We start from the raw sequence: 16,618 nt of genomic DNA on the forward strand, positions 1-16,618 counted from the left end.
ATCCTTGTCCCTGGCGACTTTGTCCCTGGCGATGGCGCTCTGGCTGACCGTGCCCGCGGCCGCGCAGGAAGAGCAATCCACGGCGCCATTCGCTTATCGCCAGCTGGATGATCCCGCCAAGGAACAGCAGGCGCAGGCGCTGATGGAAACGCTGCGCTGCCTGCAATGCCAGGGCCAGTCGATTGCTGATTCGGATGCGCCCATCGCCGGGTCCATGCGTTCGCTGGTGCGCGAGCGAATCGCTGCCGGCGAGCAGCCCGAGGCGATTCGCGGCTGGCTGATCGAGCGCTATGGCGACTACGTCAGTTATGCGCCGCAGCTTACCTCGCTGACCTGGCCGCTGTTCGCCTTGCCGGTCGTGCTGATCGGGCTGGCCGCGCTGCTCCTGCGCAAGCGTTTTCGCCGGGGAGAGGCGCGATGACCTGGGTTTTCGTCGCCTTGCTGGCCATCCTGTCCTTCCTGGCCATCGTCTTCCTGTTCAAGGCGCCGAAGGGCGGCCGAGAGGCGGTGGCGGCGGCACTGATGCTGGGGGCGGCAGGCTATGCCGCTCAGGGGCGGCCCGGCGAAGCCGGAGCGCCCAAGGAAGCCACGGACGCGCAGAATCCGGAAGCTGGTCAATTCTTCGTGGAGGCCCGTGCCCGCTTGCGCGACCAGGGCATCCCCACCAGCAACCATTGGGTCATCATTTCCGACGGGCTGGCCCGCAATGGCCATTATGCCGACGCCGCGCAGCTCCTGCGCGGGGCTATCGAGGACGATCCCAAGGATTCCGAAGCCTGGCTGGCGCTGGGCAACGTCCTTGTCGCCCATTCGGAAGGCGTGCTGACGCCGCCCGCGCTTTATGCCTACCGGCGGGCCGTCAAGGCCGATCCGAAGGCGCCCGGGCCGCCTTATTTCCTGGGGCTGGCCATGGCTCAGTCCGGTCAATTGACACAGGCGCGCGCATTATGGGCCGATCTGCTGAAGACGGCGCCCAAGGATGCGGACTGGCGGGTGTCAGTGGCGCAGCAGCTTCAGCGGCTCGATGTCTTCATCGCCAGCCAATCGCCGTCGGCCGTACAGGCGGAGGAGCAGACCCGGCGGGCACCGGATGCCAAAGGTCAAGATGCTCAGGCTCAAGAACCTCAGGCCCAGGAATCCGGGCCTGAGCCCATGAAAGAGCGGACGCCGCCATCGCGGAATCCCCAGCCCATGCCGCCGCGTCGATGAACCTTCAACTAACGGTCGTTGCTAGGCTCCGATCATGCTGCTAACGGCGGGCGCTTGTTGCGGGGGTGAAATGCCGACGCGGCAAAGCCATTACGGGGCGCTGGAATGAGTGATGCAAGTTCGGACACGGCTGTCGTTCCGACGGTGATCGATCCGGCGACGGGGCATAAAGCCCCCGCCGCGGGTGGACATGGTTCCGGCAACATAACCAAGCTCGCGCTCGGTGCCGTGGGCGTCGTCTTCGGCGACATCGGCACCAGCCCGCTTTACGCCTTCCGGGAAACCTTCGTCGGCCCGCACCCGCTGGCGATCGACGAACTGCACGTTCTCGGCGTGGTCAGCCTGATCTTCTGGTCGATGACGCTGGTCGTGTCGGTCCAGTACGTGGGCATCCTGATGCGGGCGGACAACAAGGGGCAGGGCGGCAGCCTGGCGCTCGTGGCGCTGATCTCGGGCGCGATCCGCAAGTCGCGCTACGGTTCGCTGGTGGTCCTGCTGGGCGTCTTCGCGACCTCGCTGTTCTACGGCGACTCGATGATTACACCCGCCGTTTCGGTGTTGTCCGCGGTCGAGGGCCTCACTGTCGTCGAATCGCGACTGGCGCCGCTGGTGCTCCCAATCGCGCTGGTGCTGCTGATCGCACTGTTCGTGATCCAGAAGAGCGGAACCGCCAAAGTCGGCGCGCTCTTCGCGCCGGTGATGATCGTCTATTTCGCCGTGCTCGCCATTCTCGGCATCTACCATCTCGTGCAGATGCCGTCAGTGCTGGTGGCGCTGAACCCGTGGTACGCCATCCAGTTCTTCATGACCGACAAGGTCCTGGGCTTCCTGGCGCTGGGCTCGGTCGTGCTGGCCGTGACCGGCGCGGAAGCGCTCTATTCCGACATGGGCCATTTCGGCCGCGGCCCGCTGCGCCTGTCGTGGTTCGGGGTGGTCATGCCGTGCCTGCTGATCAACTACTTCGGCCAGGCGGCGATGATCCTCGGGCTCGACGATTCGGCCGCGGCAGAGGCGATGAAGAACCCATTCTTCAACCTCGCGCCCGAAAACCTGCGTCTGCCGCTGGTGATCCTGGCCACTTGCGCCACCTTCATCGCCAGCCAGGCGGTGATTTCGGGCGCCTTCTCGATCACTCACCAGGCGATGCAGCTCGGCTTCATCCCGCGTCTCTCCACTCGCCACACCAGTGAGCACGAGGTGGGCCAGATCTACATTCCCTTCGTCAACTGGGCGTTGATGACCGGCGTGATCGTGCTGGTCCTGGTGTTCCAGAACTCGTCGAACCTCGCCTCGGCCTATGGCATCGCGGTGACCGGCGCGATGCTGATCGACACCTGCCTCATGGCGGTGCTGCTGATCGTGCTCTGGCGCTGGAAGCTGTGGATGGCGATCCCGGTGATCGTCACCTTCTTCGTCGTGGACGGCGCCTATTTCGCGGCGAATGCCACCAAGGTGCCGGACGGCGGCTGGTTCCCGCTGCTGATCGGCGGCATCGCCTTCACCCTGCTGACGACCTGGAACAAGGGCCGCCGCCTCATGCGCGTTCGCATGACCGAGGCCGCCCTGCCGCTCAACGTCTTCGCCAAGAGCGCGCATGGCTCGGCGGCGCGGGTGCCGGGCACGGCGATCTTCATGGCTTCGAGCAATGCCGGGGTGCCTTCGGCCCTGCTGCACAACATCAAGCACAACAAGGTGCTGCACGAGCGCGTGGTGGTGCTGACGGTCGAAGTTCAGGACGTGCCTTATGTCGAGCCGGCCGAACGCTATTCGGTGACCGACCTGGGGCAGGGCTTCTATCGCATGACGCTGCGTTACGGCTTCATGGAAGAGACCGACATTCCGGCCGCGCTCGCGCATTCCGAGATGTGCGGCGGCCCGTTCGAGATGATGAAGACCAGCTTCTTCCTCTCGCGCCAGACCCTGGTTCCCTCGGCCAAGCCCGGCATGGCGATCTGGCGCGAAAAGCTGTTCGCCTGGATGATGCGCAATGCGGCCAGCGCGATGGAGTTCTTCCGCTTGCCGACCAACCGCGTGGTCGAACTGGGCAGCCAGCTGGAAATCTGAGCCATGCGGGCAGGGGCGGCATCCTTGCGGCCCTGTTGACGGTATTTGTCATCAGTTTCAAACATAACGGTCTGATAGGACGCAACTTTACTTCTCCAACAAGGGGGTGAGATGCGTTCCTGTTACCTCTCGGCCGGTGCGGCCCTGATCCTTCCGGCGCTGGCGCTGTCCTCCGGCGCGAAAGCGGCGACTTGCGACGAGACGTTCGCCAAGGCCGGCTCCATTCTCAGCGGCATGCGCTTCACCGCCACGGTGACCGTTCCCGACCTGACACCGGCCAGCGCCATCGGCCAAATGCGGGGAATCGTCGCGGCCAAGGGCTACGACGTGATCGTCGCCGAGCCGGAAGACGGATCCATGCTGATCGAGCAGCCGCAGACCGGCAAGGCGCGCGCTTTCCCGATCACGATCACTGCCACCAATGCCGGCGGGCAGGGCACCGTGCAGATGGAAGCGAAGCTGCGCGGGGGGCAGACGGTGCCGGCAGAGGCGGCCAAGACCGAGATGTGCGAGATGCTCGGCGGCCTCAAGGGCGGCAAGGCCGGTCTGGCGGCGGCCAGCAGCGGCATGAAGGCCGTCAGCACCGCGCCGCCGCTCGAAATGGACGCGCTCTCGCTGTCGCAGCAGATCTCGAAGGATACCGAACGCAATGCCGCGGCCATTCCGCTGCGCTATGAAAACAAGAGCTTCATCATCAAGGGCATGGTGGGCGAGATCGCCAAGGATCGGGGCGACTATATCGTCACCTACAAGATCCCCCAGCCTTACGAGCAGGCCATCCGCCTGCCGGGCCAGGCGGCATTCAAGACCGATATCGCCTGTGTCATGGCCAAAGGGCAGGCCGCGTTCACCCTGCAGCTGAAGCCCGGCAAGACCATTCGCATGAGCGGGGTCTACGACAATTTCAGCCCCACTGACCACATCCTCCTGTTGAAGGACTGCCGCTCGGTCGGCTGACGGGGCGGGCGGCGGCCTTGCCGCTGCCCGCCCGCTCCGCTCAGTCGTGCGGCGGGTTCTCGATCACTTCTTCCTTCGCAGCCTCGCCCATGCCGTGCTTGAGCACCATGGGCAGCTGCGAGAACGTGAAGACGAACGACAGCACGGTGAAGCCCCAGAGCTTGGCCTGGAGCCAGGTGTCGAAGCTGACGGTGAAGACCAGCGCGGTGTTGACCACGGCCAGGAGCAGGAAGAACCAGGCCCAGTTGCGCGAAAGCTTCATCCAGCCTTCCTCGTTCAATCCCTCGAACGCGGATTGCAGGAGGTATTTCAGCATGGGCTTGCCGCGCATGAGGCCGAAGAACAGCACGCCCGCGAACATCAGGTAGACGGCGGTGGGCTTGATCTGGATCCAGAAGGCATCGTGGAACACCACGGTGAGCGCGCCGAAGCCGACGATCAGCACAGTCGTCAGCCAGAGCATTGGCGAGATGTGGCCGAGGCGCCATTTCGAAATGCCCAGCGCAATCACGGTGGCGACCATGAAGGCCACGGTGCCCTTGATCACGGCGGAAACCGTGCCGATGGTGTCTCCCTCGCCGGTCGGCGAGAAATGGCGATAGGCCAGGAAGAAGACGAGCAGCGGGCCGAAATCGACGACGAGATTGACCCAGGAACTCTTGGGTTTCTCGGCAGGCGTGGTCTGGCTGTTCATCAGGCGATCCCGGCGATGACCCGCGCGAGCAGATCCGGGTTGAAGGGGCGCAAGTCGTCGATCTTCTCGCCGACGCCGATGGCGTGGATGGGCAGGCCGTACTGCTCGGCTGCCGCGACGAGGACGCCGCCGCGGGCCGTGCCGTCCAGCTTGGTCATGATGAGGCCGGAGACGCCCGCCACTTCCTTGAAGATCTCGATCTGCGAAAGCGCATTCTGGCCGTTGGTGGCGTCGAGCACGAGCACCACATCGTGCGGCGCCTCGGGGTTGAGGCGGCCCAGCACGCGGCGGATCTTGGACAGTTCGTCCATCAGTTCGCGCTTGTTCTGCAGGCGGCCGGCGGTGTCGACGATGAGGGCGTCGATGCCCTGGTCGGTCGCGGCCTTCACCGCATCGAAGACGATGGAGGCCGGGTCGCCGCCCTCGGGGCCCTTGATGAGCGGAACGCCCAGACGGTCGGCCCAGACGCCGAGCTGGCCGATCGCGGCGGCGCGGAACGTGTCGCCCGCCGCCAGCATGACCGAGTAGTCCTGCTCCTGGAACAAGTGCGCCAGCTTGGCGATCGTGGTGGTCTTGCCCGAGCCGTTGACGCCGATCACCAGGATCACCTGCGGGCGCGGGAAGGCCACGACGTCCAGCGGCTTGGCGACCGGGCGCAGAATTTCCGCGATCTCGCGGGCGACCACTTCCATGATTGCGCGTTCGTCCGCGTCCCGCTCGAAGCGTTCCTCGGCCAGGCGGGCGCGGATACGGGCGGCGGYGCGGGGGCCGAGGTCCGACATGATCAGCGCGTCTTCGAGAGCGTCGAGCTGGGCATCGTCCAGCTTAGACTTGCCGACGATGCCGGACAGGTTCTCGCTCAGGCGTTCCGAGGTCTTGCGGAAGCCGCCGAACAGGCGGTCGGACCAGTCGCGGTCAGCCTGCTGGCCATCGGTACTCATGATTCCAGTATTCCTTCGACTACCCTTGCGGGCGTAACGCGGATCAGCGTGCCGGGCTGCACATGGTCGGGCAGGCGCCCAGGGAGACGTACCGGCGCGAAGTTTTCCGCATGGCCTTTCGCGCCTCTTTCGGCAAGCACGGATAGCGGCTGGCCGATGAGCCCCGTGAGCCAGTTCGCCCTGGTTCCGGCGATCTTCTCGCGCAGTTCGCCTGCGCGGGACCGGATCGTGGCGGCCTCCACTTGCGGCATGCGCGCCGCCGGGGTGCCGGGCCGCTGCGAATAGGGGAAGACGTGGCCGTGGACGACCTGCAGTTCCTCGATGATCGAGAGATTGGCGGCATGGGCTTCCTCGTCCTCGGTCGGGAAGCCGGCGATGAGATCGGCGCCGATGGCGATTTCGGGCCGGCGCGCGCGCAGGCCGGAGACCAGTTCCAGCGCATCGGCGCGGCTGTGGCGGCGCTTCATGCGCTTCAGGATCAGGTCGTGGCCGTGCTGGAGCGAGAGATGGACATGCGGCATGACCCGCGGCTCGCTGGCCAGCAGCGCGAACAGCGTCTCGTCCACTTCGGCGCCGTCGATCGAGGACAGGCGCAGGCGGGGCAGGCCGGGGAAGCGGGCGAGGATCGCTTCGCAGAGCGTGCCGAGGCGGGGCGATCCGGGAAGATCGCCGCCCCAGGAGGTGAGGTCCACGCCGGTCAGCACGATCTCGTTGACGCCGGCGTCGATGTGGACGGCCAGGTCGTGGAGGACTTCGGCCACGGTGCGTGAGCGGCTGGGCCCACGGCCTTGCGGGATCACGCAGAAAGTGCAGGCATGGTCGCAGCCGTTCTGGACCTGCACGAAACCGCGCGTATAGGCGCGCCGCGCGGTCAGGCCGGGGGAAGGCGCTATGGGCGCTGGCGGGACGTTCCAAGCGCGCGGATCGAGCTTGGCGGTGTTGGCGACGATGCCGTCGACTTCGGGCATGGCGGCCAGCATCGCGCGTTCCACTTCAGCCGCGCAGCCGGTGACGATCAGGCGCGCGTCCGGGTGGGCCTTGCGGGCGCGGCGGATCGCCTGACGCGTCTGGCGCACGGCTTCCGCCGTCACGGCGCAGGAATTGACGACCACCAGGCCTTCGGGCTGATCCTCGGCCCCGCGCAGCAAGCCGCGCAGCGTTTCGCTCTCGGAAATGTTGAGGCGGCAGCCGAGCGAATGGACTTCGACAGTCAATCTGGGATCCCGTAGTCCGCCGTTTCGAACGAGCCGCGGAACGATTCGGTGGCCGGGCCGGTCATGACGATTTCGTCGTCCGCTCGCCATTCGATGGCCAGCGGGCCGCCGGGAAGGGTGACGGTGACCTTGCGGTCGACCAGGCCGCGCCGCATGGCGCCGATGGCGGTGGCGCAGGCGCCCGTGCCGCAAGCGCGTGTCAGTCCGGCGCCGCGCTCCCAGACGCGCAGGGTGATGGCGTCGCGCGCCGTCACGGCTGCGACGTTCACGTTGATGCGCTCGGGAAACAGCGGATCGTTCTCGATCAGGGGGCCGAGCCGGGCCATGTCGATGCCATAGGGATCGTCGACGAAGAAGATGACGTGCGGATTGCCGACATTGACGGCGATGGGATTGACGAGTTCCTCCCAGGCCACCGGCAGGCTGCGCGTGTCCATCGGATAGCCAAGCGGGATCGCGTTCCAGTCGAAGCGGGGCTTGCCCATCTCGACGCTGATGCCGCTGCCCCTGGGCGTGGTGGAGACGATGCCGCCCAGCGTTTCCACGGTGGCCGGCCGACCGTGCAGCAGGCCCACCGCGCGGGTGGCATTGCCGCAGGCTTCCACTTCGCTGCCGTCGCCATTGAAGATGCGCATGCGGAAGTCGCCGCGATCGGAAGGCGTGAGGACAATGAGCTGGTCACAGCCGATGCCGGTATGGCGATCGGCGAGCGCGGCGGCGAGCGCAGCGTTCACGACCGGCAGCGCGGCGGTGCGTCCATCGAGCACGACGAAGTCGTTGCCCAGTCCATGCATCTTGGTGAAGTCGATCCGCATGGCGGGCGATTTATGCGCTGCGGGGCGCGAGGTCCAGAAAAAGCCGCGAGGCGCTCGCTTCAGGCCAGACGGGCCTGCGGATCCGGCGCGGCGCCGGAGGCCCGCTGCTCGTCTATGCGCGCGGCTTCGATGCGGCGGCGCAAGGCGGCAAGATCGCTGACGGCTTCGGCATCGGCCACGATCTCCATGCCTTCCAGCCACTCGGCCAGATGCTCGGCGGGACGCGGCTTGCCGTAGAGATAGCCCTGGCCCTTGATGCGATCGTATTGCTGGAGGTGGGACAGGACTTCGCTGGTCTCGATCCCCTCGGCCGTGACCGGCAGGTCGAGACCCTTGCCGAGCAGGGCGATGGCGTGGACGATGGCCATGCTGTCCTTGTTCTCGGCCAGGCCCGATATGAAGCTGCGATCGATCTTGATGCGGTCGAACGGCAGGCTGCGCAGCATTGCCAGCGAATTGAACCCCGTGCCGAAATCGTCGAGGCTCACCTTGATCCCCTGGTTCTTCAGGCTGGCAATCAGCGTGCGGACCTGGGTGAGGTTCTGGTGAAGGCACGATTCGGTGATCTCTATCTCCAGCCGATGGGGCGGGAAACTGGCCTCCACCAAAAGCTTCAGCAGCTTCTGGGCGAACCAGGGGTCGCGCATCTGCAGGGGCGAGATATTGACCGAAAGCGTCAGCCGCGCGTCCCAGCCCCGCGCATCGTCCAGGGCGCGGGCGATGAGCTGTTCGGAGAGTTCGGCAATTGCGCCGATGTCCTCGGCCACGGGAATGAAGATGTCCGGCGCGACGATCCCGAACAGCGGCGAGTTCCAGCGCGCCAGCATCTCGAAGCCGGTCAGCTCGCCGGTCTGGAGATCGATCTGCTGCTCGTAGAAGGGCACGAATTCGCCATTGGCGATGCCCTGGCGAATGCCGAACTCCAGATCGCTGCGGAAGCGCATCTCTTCGGCCATGGCCGTTTCGAACCAGTAGAAGCTGTTCCGACCCTGGCGCTTGGCGTGATACATGGCGATATCCGCCATCTCGAGCAGAGCCTGCGCATCGGGCCCCGGCGCCCGCTCGCCGGAAGGGGCGGAGCGGGGAGCATCCGAACGGGGAATATCCGAACGGGCCAGGCCGATCGAGGCCGTCACGTCGATCGGGGTGGAATTGACCGAGACGCTCTGGCCGATGGCCTCGACCAGCGAGGCGGCGATGCGGTCGATTCGCTCGACCCGGCTCCGGTCGAATTCCACGGCAACCGCGAATTCGTCTCCGCCGATGCGGCTGATCAGGGCGCGATCCGGCAGGCACCCGGAAATGCGGCGCGCGCATTCCTGGAGCAGGCGGTCGCCGGTGTTGTGGCCGTTGTAGTCGTTGACCTGCTTGAAATTGTCGAGGTCGATCATCGCCAGCATCACTGCCCGGTCGCGCAGCGCGGCCTCGCGGATCAGGGCGTCCACCGCGCGGTGGAAGCTGCGGCGATTGAGGAAGCCGGTGAGGGGATCGGTTTCCGCCAGGTGGCGGGCGTGCCGCTCGGCGCGCTTGCGCTGCTGGATTTCCTCGCAGAGCTGGCGATAGCGGCTCCATCCGAAGATGATGATGGCGACGTTGAGGAGGAAGGCGTTGACCAGGAACCGGTCGGGCGCTGGGCCTTGTCCGGTCAGCGACTTCACGACCGAAGGACCGATCGCCGCGCCGGTGGCGAGGAACAACAGGATCGCGGCCGTGACGATACCGAGCGCGACGATGTCCACCGGGCGATCGGCCTCGTTATCCGGGCCTTCGTTCGCCGCTTCGGTCGCCTCGCCAACCACGGCGTATCGTGTGGCCTCCGTTTCCGTCACTCCAGTTACCCCCTGCTTGAACCCCGGTGAGTTCCTTAGCGCAGTGGACTGAAATATTGGTTAAATCGCAGAGACAGCGGTGCTCCCGGGATCTTCCGGGAGCACCGATCGATCACATCTTGAGGCCGATTTCGCGCAGGCGCTCCTGCAGGTAGTCGTCCGCCGTGATGCTCAGCGGATAGCGGTCGGGGTTCTCTTGCGTGATGCACTGGTCGAGCGTCTTGAACGGGAAGTCGCTGCGCAAGTGCAGGAAGAACGGCATCGAATAGCGGCTGTGCGCGGCGCGGTCGCCCTCGGGATTGCGCACGCGGTGCGTGGTCGAGGGGAGGACGTGGTTGGTCAGGCGCTGGAGCATGTCGCCGATGTTGATGACGACCGCGCCTTCGGGCGGGGCGACCGACAGCCACTCGCCGTTCTTGCCCAGCAGTTCCAGGCCGGCTTCCTGCGCGCCGAGAAGAAGGGTGATGAGGTTGATGTCCTCATGCGCGCCCGCGCGGATGGCGCCGCCTGCGCCTTGCGCCACGGGGGGATAGTGCAGCAGGCGCAGCACCGAGTTGCCGTCCTCGATAGCAGGATCGAACCAGCGGGCGTCGAGGCCGAGGTAGACGGCGATCGCCGAGAGGATTTCCGCGCCGGCCTTGTCGAACTGGGCATAGAGTTCGGTGAAGGTCTCCTGGAAGCCTTCGACTTCGCCGGGCCAGATATTGGGCGGCATCGAGGCGGCGAGGGGCGAGCCGGCCGGCAGGTCGCGGCCGATGTGCCAGAACTCCTTGAGGTCCTTTTCGGTGGCACCCTTGGCCACTTCGGTGCGGAACGGCGTATAGCCGCGCGCGCCGCCCTGGCCGGGGATGAAGTGGCTGCGCTTCACGTCGTCTGGCAGGGCGAAGAAAGCGGCGGTCATCTCCCAGGCGCGGTCGATCAGGGCCTGGTCGATGCCGTGGTCGCGGACCATGGCGAAACCGAAAGTGCGGAAGCTCTCGCCGATGCGCTGCGAGAATTCGGCGCGGTCGTCTGCGAGGCTGAGGACGGGAATCTGGGCAAGGTTCATCATGGTCTTCCAACAGGATCGGCGGCCCGTGGTAAGCGGGCGGTGACCGGCGCCTCCAGCGGAAGGCCGAATCACCGATGTTGTTTCCGTCGATTGAATCGCTATGCCGCCCCCATAGAAGCTTCCGTCCCAAATCGAAAATCGAAAGGCGATTCATGGCAAAGCGCTACTGGCTGATGAAGTCCGAACCGGATGCCTACGGCTGGGACGATCTGGTCGCGGAAGGTGAGGGCACCTGGGACGGCGTGCGCAACCACCGCGCCGCGGGCAACTTGCGCGCCATGGAAGTGGGGGACGAGGCTTTCTTCTATCATTCGAACATCGGCAAGGAGATCGTGGGCATCGTCACGATCAGCCAGTCCGGCCTCACCGATCCGTCCGATCCGGAGGGCAAATGGGCGGCGGTGAAAGTGAAGCCGGTGCGCAAGGTGGCGCGTCCGGTCACGCTCAAGCAGATCAAGGCCGATCCCAGGCTGGCCGACATGGAAATGATCCGGCTGTCGCGCCTTTCGGTGGCGGAAGTGACGCCGGAAGACTGGAAGTACATCCTGACCCTGGCCGGCGGATAAAGACAGGCGAAAAGATTCGTCGCCGCTGCGGAACGCTTCGGCGCAGCGGCCTGCAACTTCCAGCGCCCTGGTCCGGTTTCTTGTTCGTGTAGACGGCGGATTTCTGCCGAAACCGAAAAGGAGTACCGATCATGGGCGAACTGAAGGACACCATCAAGGGTCTGGGCAACGAGATTGCCGGCAACGCCAAGCAGGCCGCGGGCAAGGCTCGCAACGACCCGGCCCAGCAGGCTGAAGGCAAGGCCCAGGAAACCAAGGGCGAGCTTCAGCAGGGCGTTGGCAAGGTCAAGGGCGCCCTCGGCGACCGGATCTGACCACGCGCCTCGGCTCCATGCCGAAGCGTTCGAAAAGGGTCGCCCGAGGGCGGCCCTTTTTCGTTTGGGCCTTGATCGCTGCGATGGCAGAAAACCAAGGAATCTTCGCCTGTTAAAGGTCGTTCATGGCCTGCCTGGCAGCAGTACCGTCCCGGATCGGGATGTCTCTTTCGGGCGAGTGGTCAAAGGTAAACAATGTCTTAAGGTGCGTCCCATGTGGAGCATGTCAAGACGCGCACTCGTCCTCACTCATGAGCGGGCCGGCCATCCCTTCCGGCGCTCTCTGCCTCGTCATGTCTTCCGGGGCATGCGGCCCCCTGCCGTGGAGGCCGCGGAAAATGCCGAGGCCCGGACCGCTTGGGAAATGACCGGCGGAGACTGGCGCAGTTTCCTCTCGGCCTATTGCGTGAGCCTGGCCGCCGTGGTCGCCTTCATCGCCTGAAGGGCCTGGCCCAGATCGGGCTGTAGATCAGGGACGTCTGGCGGTGCGCTCGGCCCGGTACAGCAGGTATCCCAGCCAGGCCGAAGCGACGCAGCACAGCGCCACGACCATAAGCTGGGTGACCACGGGCAGGCCCAGCAGCGACATCAGCCCGGTGGCGATGGCACCGACCACCATGGCGCCCGAATTCACGATATTGTTGGCCGCGATGGTGCGGGCGGTCTGCGACTTGTCGACGAAAGTCGTCAGGAAGGCGTAGAGCGGCACCACGAACATGCCCCCGCTCACGGCGATGCCGAGCAGGGTGAGCAGCAGCGGCACGGCCAGCGGCTGGACCACGAACGTGCCGACGTTCATCAGCACTTCCGGCCCTTCGTGTGGCGGCCAGATCGCGCAGACTTCCTGGAACGCCAGCAGGAACAGGCCCATGCCGATCACCGATAGCGGCGACCAGCGCGCGGAAACGGTACCCTTGAGCAGGGCATTGATCGCTACCGAACCGATGGCGACGCCCACCGAGAAGATCACCAGGAACAGGCTGGCCACTTCCTTGCTGGCATGGAGCATGTTCTTGGCAAGGGGCGGGAACTGGATGAACAGCACGGTGCCGATCGCCCAGAAGAAGCTGATGGAGCAGATCGCCAGGTAGACCCGGCGGTCCTTCATCGTCGTGCGCACAAGGTGGATGGAGGAGCGGATGACGTGGTAGTCGATCGGCTCCGGTTTGCCCTGCGGCGGTGCGGGCGGCACCTGGCGGCCCGCGAAATAGCCCAGGCCGGCGATGATCACCACGGTGATGGCAGCGGTATCCACGCTGATCCAGCCCGCCACGATCGTGCCGGCCAGCACGGCGATATAAGTCCCGGCTTCCACCAGCCCGGTGCCTGACAGCACTTCGTCATCGCGCAAGTGCTGGGGGAGGATCGCGTACTTGATCGGGCCGAAGAACGTCGAATGGATGCCCATGGCGAACAGCGCCAGCAGCATCAGCGGGATGGCCACCGTGTGCAGCGCGATACCCTGCCAGGCGAGCGCAAGCCCGGTCCCGCCGACCACCATGATGATGATCTCGCAGAACTTGACGATGCGGATGATTCGCGACTTGTCCCGCATGTCGGCCATCTGGCCGGCGAGGGCGGAGAGCAGGAAGAAGGGGATCACGAAGATGCCGGAAGCGAGCGCGCTGAACCGGGCCTCGGCGGTTTCCGAATTGTAGACGCCGTAGACGACGAAAAGCACCATCGCGTTCTTGAACAGGTTGTCGTTGAACGCGCCAAGCAACTGGGTGACGAAGAGGGGCAGGAATCGTCTTGCCCGGATGAGTTGGGAGGTCGTGGTCATGTCGGAAAAATTCGGCGGCCTCGCTTCATCGTTGCGGCGACACTTAATGCGGTAGGGCGAGGGCACAACCCCTGTAGGCGCCGACCCGGCCTTTTTTGCCGGGGTGCGGCCGCCTGCGGGCCCTGTGGAAATGCCCCGGCAACAAACACCGCCACGCCGATCGAGGCAAGGCCGAGGTGGTCGGGCGGAAATGACGCGGCACCCGATCACAAGCCAATTCTCAAACGCGAGAATCGACGCTATGGGCTAGAGAACATGCTGACCTTGCCGAATATCCTCACGCTCTCGCGGATCGTCACGCTCCCCCTGCTGGGCTTCCTGCTGTGGTGGCCCCGATGGGAATTCGGCTATGGCCTTGCCTTCGGCATCTACTGCCTGATGGGCATAACCGACTATTTCGACGGTTATCTCGCCCGGTCAAGCGGCACGGTGTCGAAACTGGGCGTGTTCCTCGATCCGATCGCGGACAAGATCATGGTAGCCACCGTGATCCTGGTGCTGACGGCGCAGGGGATTCTCACCGGGCCCTACGTCGGCGACATGCATGTGATCGCCGGTCTCATCATCCTGGTGCGTGAGATTGCCGTATCCGGCCTGCGTGAGTTCCTGGGCGGGCTTCAGGTTTCCGTGCCCGTAAGCCGCCTTGCCAAGTGGAAGACCACGTTCCAGCTGGTTTCGCTCGGCGCCCTGATCCTGGGCGCGGCGATGCCATGGTGGAACGTCGACCTGGGCGCGGTGGAGGTCAATATCCCGCATACCGTCGGGCTCACCACGCTCTGGGCTGCGGCCGCGTTGACGCTCATCACCGGCTGGGACTATCTGCGCGTCGGCCTGAAGCACATGGACTGAAGGCCCGCGCCGGCCTCGTTTTCGGCGGCGCTCTATTGCAAAATTGGCTATCGGGCTTGAACTCGTTGCGTTTGGCACAAGCGCGCTGACCCGGCAGGGCGCTCCGGTTCGGGGGGACTCTTCATGAAGGATAATCCCATCTCCGCGTCGCCTCGTTCCAACCCCGCCTCATTTCGCAAGCTGCCGTCCGGTGAGGAACAGGGCGGAGCACCGGGCGGCGGATCTGGCCGCGAGCGCGCGTTCGGCCCCTCCATGGTCTTTGCCCTGGCCGTTTCCGCCGGGCTGACCGTGGCCAATATCTATTATGGCCAGCCCATGCTCGGGCTGATGGAGCGCGATTTTTCCGGCGCTGCGATCACCTACGTCCCCACCGCGACTCAGCTCGGCTACGCGGGTGGATTGCTGCTGCTGGTGCCTCTGGGCGACCTGCTGGAGCGAAAGCGGCTCATCGTGCTGCAGTGCCTGGCGCTCTCGGTCGCGCTGGCGCTGGTCGCGCTCGCGCCCACGGGTGGCACGGTGCTGGCGGCCTCGCTGGTCGTCGGCCTGCTTGCCTCGGTGGCGCAGCAGATCGTTCCGCTCGCCGCCAATCTCGCGCCTGAAGAAAAGCGTGGTGCCGTGGTCGGCTCGGTCATGGCCGGGTTGCTCTGCGGCATTTTGCTGAGCCGAACCCTGGCCGGCTTCGTCGGCGCGGCTTTCGGCTGGCGCGCGATGTTCTGGCTGGCGGTGCCTCTGGCGCTGCTGACCGCGGGGCTGATGGCCTGGCAGCTTCCGCGCAGCCGTCCGCAATCGGGCGGGCTCGGCTACCTGGGGCTGATAGCCTCGCTGCGCGATCTCTGGCGCGAATTTCCCGCCCTGCGCCTGGCGACATTCACCCAGTGCACCCAGTTCGGCGTGTTCAGCGTGTTCTGGACGATCCTGGCGCTGCACTTGCAGGAGCCGCGTTTCGGCCTCGGTTCGGAAGTGGCGGGGCTGTTCGGCGTGCTCGGGGCGGCCGGCGTCCTGGCCGCGCCCGTCGCGGGACGGATCGCCGACCGACGCGGCCCTCATCCGGTGATCGTCGCTGCCAGCGCCCTCACGCTGGTGTCCTGGCTCGTGTTCGGTTTATGGACCTCGATCATCGGCCTGGTGGTCGGCGTGCTGCTTCTCGACTTCGCGATCCAGGCGAGCCAGATCTCCAACCAGAGCATCATCTACGCCCTGCGCCCCGAGGCGCGCTCGCGGATCAACACCGTCTACATGGCCTCGATGTTCTTCGCCGGCTCGGCCAGTTCCGGCGCGGCGACCGTGGCGTGGCACAATTGGGGCTGGACCGGCGTCGTCGTGCTCGGCACCGGAATCGCGGCGCTGGGGCTGGGCCTTCAGACTTTGCGGCGCAAGGCCTGATTTCCCGGATCGCGCGCCCGGGACCGGGCGCGCGGCTTATCCGGCGCGCAACTCATCCGCGAGCAAACGGAATTCCTCGGCCCGGGGCGAGTTCTTGCGCCAGACCAGCGCGATCTCCCGGTTGGCGTTGGGGGAGAGCAGCGGGCGGGCCACGACGTTGGTGCCGTTCAGAATGCCGGCATCGATCGCCATTTCCGGCAGCATCGTCAGCCCCAGGCCGTTGTCGACCATCTGCACCAGCGTATGGAGCGAGGTGCCGATCATCGTTGCCGAAGCGCGCAGTTCCGGGCGGTTGCAGGCCGCAAGTGCATGGTCCTTGAGGCAGTGGCCGTCTTCCAGCAGCAGCAGGCGGTGCTCGTCGATCACCTCGGGGCCGACTTCGGCCGGCGGATTGCGCGGATCGTCGTTGGGGAAGGCGACGAAGAAGGCGTCGAGTTCGATGGTCTCCTTCTCGACCTCGCCGGTGGCATAGGGCAGCGCCAGGAGCACGCAGTCGGCGCGGCCGTGGTGCAGCGATTCGATGGCGGCCTGGCTGGGCTCCTCGCGCAGGAACAGCTTGAGGTTCGGGCGCTCGCGGCGCAGGCGCGGGAGCATGCGGGGCAGCAGGAACGGCGCGATCGTGGGGATCACGCTCATGCGCACTTCGCCGGAGAGCGGCTTGCCGCTGGACTGGACGAGGTCGGAGAGTTCTTCGGTCTCACGCAGGATGCGGTGCGCCTTGGCCACCACGGCATTGCCGAGCGGCGTGAAGCGCACCGCGCGCTTGGTGCGCTCCACCAGAGTGACCCCCAGCAGCGCTTCGAGATCGCGCAGGCCCGCGGACAGAGTCGATTGCGAGACGAAGCAGGCATCGGCGGCACGGCCGAAATGCCCGTGTTCGTGCAGGGCGACGAGGTACTGGAGCTGCTTGAGCGTGGGCTGGTATACGGTCACGCGCCGGCTATCGCAT

Annotated in this window: 17 protein-coding genes; 9 read left to right on the forward strand and 8 right to left on the reverse strand. The window is 65.8% G+C overall.

The window, feature by feature from the left end; translation table 11 throughout:
* Nucleotides 1-31 precede the first annotated feature (31 nt).
* The 4 genes from AB4Z00_RS22900 (at nucleotide 32) to AB4Z00_RS22915 (ending at nucleotide 4,230) form a co-directional block, all read left to right on the forward strand.
* On the forward strand, nucleotides 32-421 hold the full coding sequence (locus AB4Z00_RS22900; RefSeq protein ID WP_243841153.1) for a cytochrome c-type biogenesis protein: 390 nt from the start codon (nucleotides 32-34) through the stop codon (nucleotides 419-421).
* Nucleotides 418-1,209: a tetratricopeptide repeat protein gene (locus AB4Z00_RS22905; protein ID WP_442047358.1), complete on the forward strand. Its 792-nt coding sequence runs from the start codon at nucleotides 418-420 to the stop codon at nucleotides 1,207-1,209. The genes AB4Z00_RS22900 and AB4Z00_RS22905 overlap by 4 nt, the downstream gene beginning before the upstream one ends.
* Nucleotides 1,210-1,314: 105 nt before the next feature.
* A complete protein-coding gene (locus AB4Z00_RS22910) occupies nucleotides 1,315-3,273 on the forward strand; it encodes a potassium transporter Kup (protein ID WP_132263582.1) in 1,959 nt (652 codons plus the stop codon).
* A gap of 111 nt (nucleotides 3,274-3,384) precedes the next feature.
* Entirely contained in the window at nucleotides 3,385-4,230 is an 846-nt protein-coding gene (locus AB4Z00_RS22915) for a hypothetical protein (RefSeq protein WP_132263580.1), read from the forward strand.
* A 40-nt stretch (nucleotides 4,231-4,270) separates the two neighbouring features.
* On the opposite strand, the gene AB4Z00_RS22920 is transcribed toward AB4Z00_RS22915, so the two are convergent.
* The 6 genes from AB4Z00_RS22920 to AB4Z00_RS22945 form a co-directional block, all read right to left on the reverse strand.
* Complete coding sequence (locus tag AB4Z00_RS22920; RefSeq protein WP_442047359.1) at nucleotides 4,271-4,924, reverse strand: inner membrane-spanning protein YciB; 654 nt, start codon at nucleotides 4,922-4,924, stop codon at nucleotides 4,271-4,273.
* Nucleotides 4,924-5,865, reverse strand: a complete 942-nt coding sequence (gene ftsY / locus AB4Z00_RS22925) for a signal recognition particle-docking protein FtsY (RefSeq protein WP_442047360.1) — start codon at nucleotides 5,863-5,865, stop codon at nucleotides 4,924-4,926. The genes AB4Z00_RS22920 and ftsY overlap by 1 nt, the downstream gene beginning before the upstream one ends.
* On the reverse strand, nucleotides 5,862-7,079 hold the full coding sequence (locus AB4Z00_RS22930; protein ID WP_442047361.1) for a MiaB/RimO family radical SAM methylthiotransferase: 1,218 nt from the start codon (nucleotides 7,077-7,079) through the stop codon (nucleotides 5,862-5,864). Before AB4Z00_RS22930 ends, ftsY begins: the two co-directional genes overlap by 4 nt.
* Nucleotides 7,076-7,894, reverse strand: coding sequence for a diaminopimelate epimerase (dapF, locus tag AB4Z00_RS22935; protein ID WP_132263572.1), 819 nt, complete (start codon nucleotides 7,892-7,894; stop codon nucleotides 7,076-7,078). Before dapF ends, AB4Z00_RS22930 begins: the two co-directional genes overlap by 4 nt.
* 59 nt (nucleotides 7,895-7,953) lie before the next feature.
* A complete protein-coding gene (locus AB4Z00_RS22940) occupies nucleotides 7,954-9,693 on the reverse strand; it encodes a putative bifunctional diguanylate cyclase/phosphodiesterase (protein ID WP_442047369.1) in 1,740 nt (579 codons plus the stop codon).
* 142 nt (nucleotides 9,694-9,835) lie between these two features.
* Nucleotides 9,836-10,771, reverse strand: a complete 936-nt coding sequence (locus tag AB4Z00_RS22945; protein ID WP_134095411.1) for an isopenicillin N synthase family dioxygenase — start codon at nucleotides 10,769-10,771, stop codon at nucleotides 9,836-9,838.
* 155 nt (nucleotides 10,772-10,926) lie between these two features.
* On the opposite strand from AB4Z00_RS22945, the gene AB4Z00_RS22950 reads away from it, so the two are divergent.
* The 3 genes from AB4Z00_RS22950 (at nucleotide 10,927) to AB4Z00_RS22960 (ending at nucleotide 12,096) form a co-directional block, all read left to right on the forward strand.
* Nucleotides 10,927-11,340, forward strand: coding sequence for an EVE domain-containing protein (locus tag AB4Z00_RS22950; protein WP_132263568.1), 414 nt, complete (start codon nucleotides 10,927-10,929; stop codon nucleotides 11,338-11,340).
* A gap of 131 nt (nucleotides 11,341-11,471) precedes the next feature.
* Nucleotides 11,472-11,654: a CsbD family protein gene (locus tag AB4Z00_RS22955; protein WP_132263566.1), complete on the forward strand. Its 183-nt coding sequence runs from the start codon at nucleotides 11,472-11,474 to the stop codon at nucleotides 11,652-11,654.
* Nucleotides 11,655-11,877: 223 nt separating this feature from the next.
* Nucleotides 11,878-12,096, forward strand: a complete 219-nt coding sequence (locus tag AB4Z00_RS22960; RefSeq protein WP_243654098.1) for a hypothetical protein — start codon at nucleotides 11,878-11,880, stop codon at nucleotides 12,094-12,096.
* Nucleotides 12,097-12,123: 27 nt separating this feature from the next.
* Here AB4Z00_RS22960 and AB4Z00_RS22965 read toward each other — a convergent pair whose 3' ends face one another.
* Nucleotides 12,124-13,437: an MFS transporter gene (locus AB4Z00_RS22965; RefSeq protein WP_134095413.1), complete on the reverse strand. Its 1,314-nt coding sequence runs from the start codon at nucleotides 13,435-13,437 to the stop codon at nucleotides 12,124-12,126.
* Nucleotides 13,438-13,692: 255 nt separating this feature from the next.
* Between AB4Z00_RS22965 and pgsA the strand changes: the two genes are divergently transcribed.
* Both pgsA and AB4Z00_RS22975 read left to right on the forward strand, forming a co-directional pair.
* Nucleotides 13,693-14,286 (forward strand): CDP-diacylglycerol--glycerol-3-phosphate 3-phosphatidyltransferase, encoded by a 594-nt coding sequence (gene pgsA / locus AB4Z00_RS22970; RefSeq protein WP_132263560.1) that lies wholly within the window; start codon nucleotides 13,693-13,695, stop codon nucleotides 14,284-14,286.
* Between the two features lie 252 nt (nucleotides 14,287-14,538).
* Nucleotides 14,539-15,669 (forward strand): MFS transporter, encoded by a 1,131-nt coding sequence (locus AB4Z00_RS22975; protein ID WP_442047370.1) that lies wholly within the window; start codon nucleotides 14,539-14,541, stop codon nucleotides 15,667-15,669.
* Nucleotides 15,670-15,705: 36 nt separating this feature from the next.
* Here the strand turns inward: AB4Z00_RS22975 and AB4Z00_RS22980 are convergent, their stop codons facing one another.
* Entirely contained in the window at nucleotides 15,706-16,602 is an 897-nt protein-coding gene (locus AB4Z00_RS22980) for a hydrogen peroxide-inducible genes activator (protein ID WP_132263558.1), read from the reverse strand.
* Nucleotides 16,603-16,618: the final 16 nt, after the last annotated feature.

Source organism: Novosphingobium sp. YAF33, from assembly GCF_052113265.1.
GTDB lineage: Bacteria > Pseudomonadota > Alphaproteobacteria > Sphingomonadales > Sphingomonadaceae > Novosphingobium.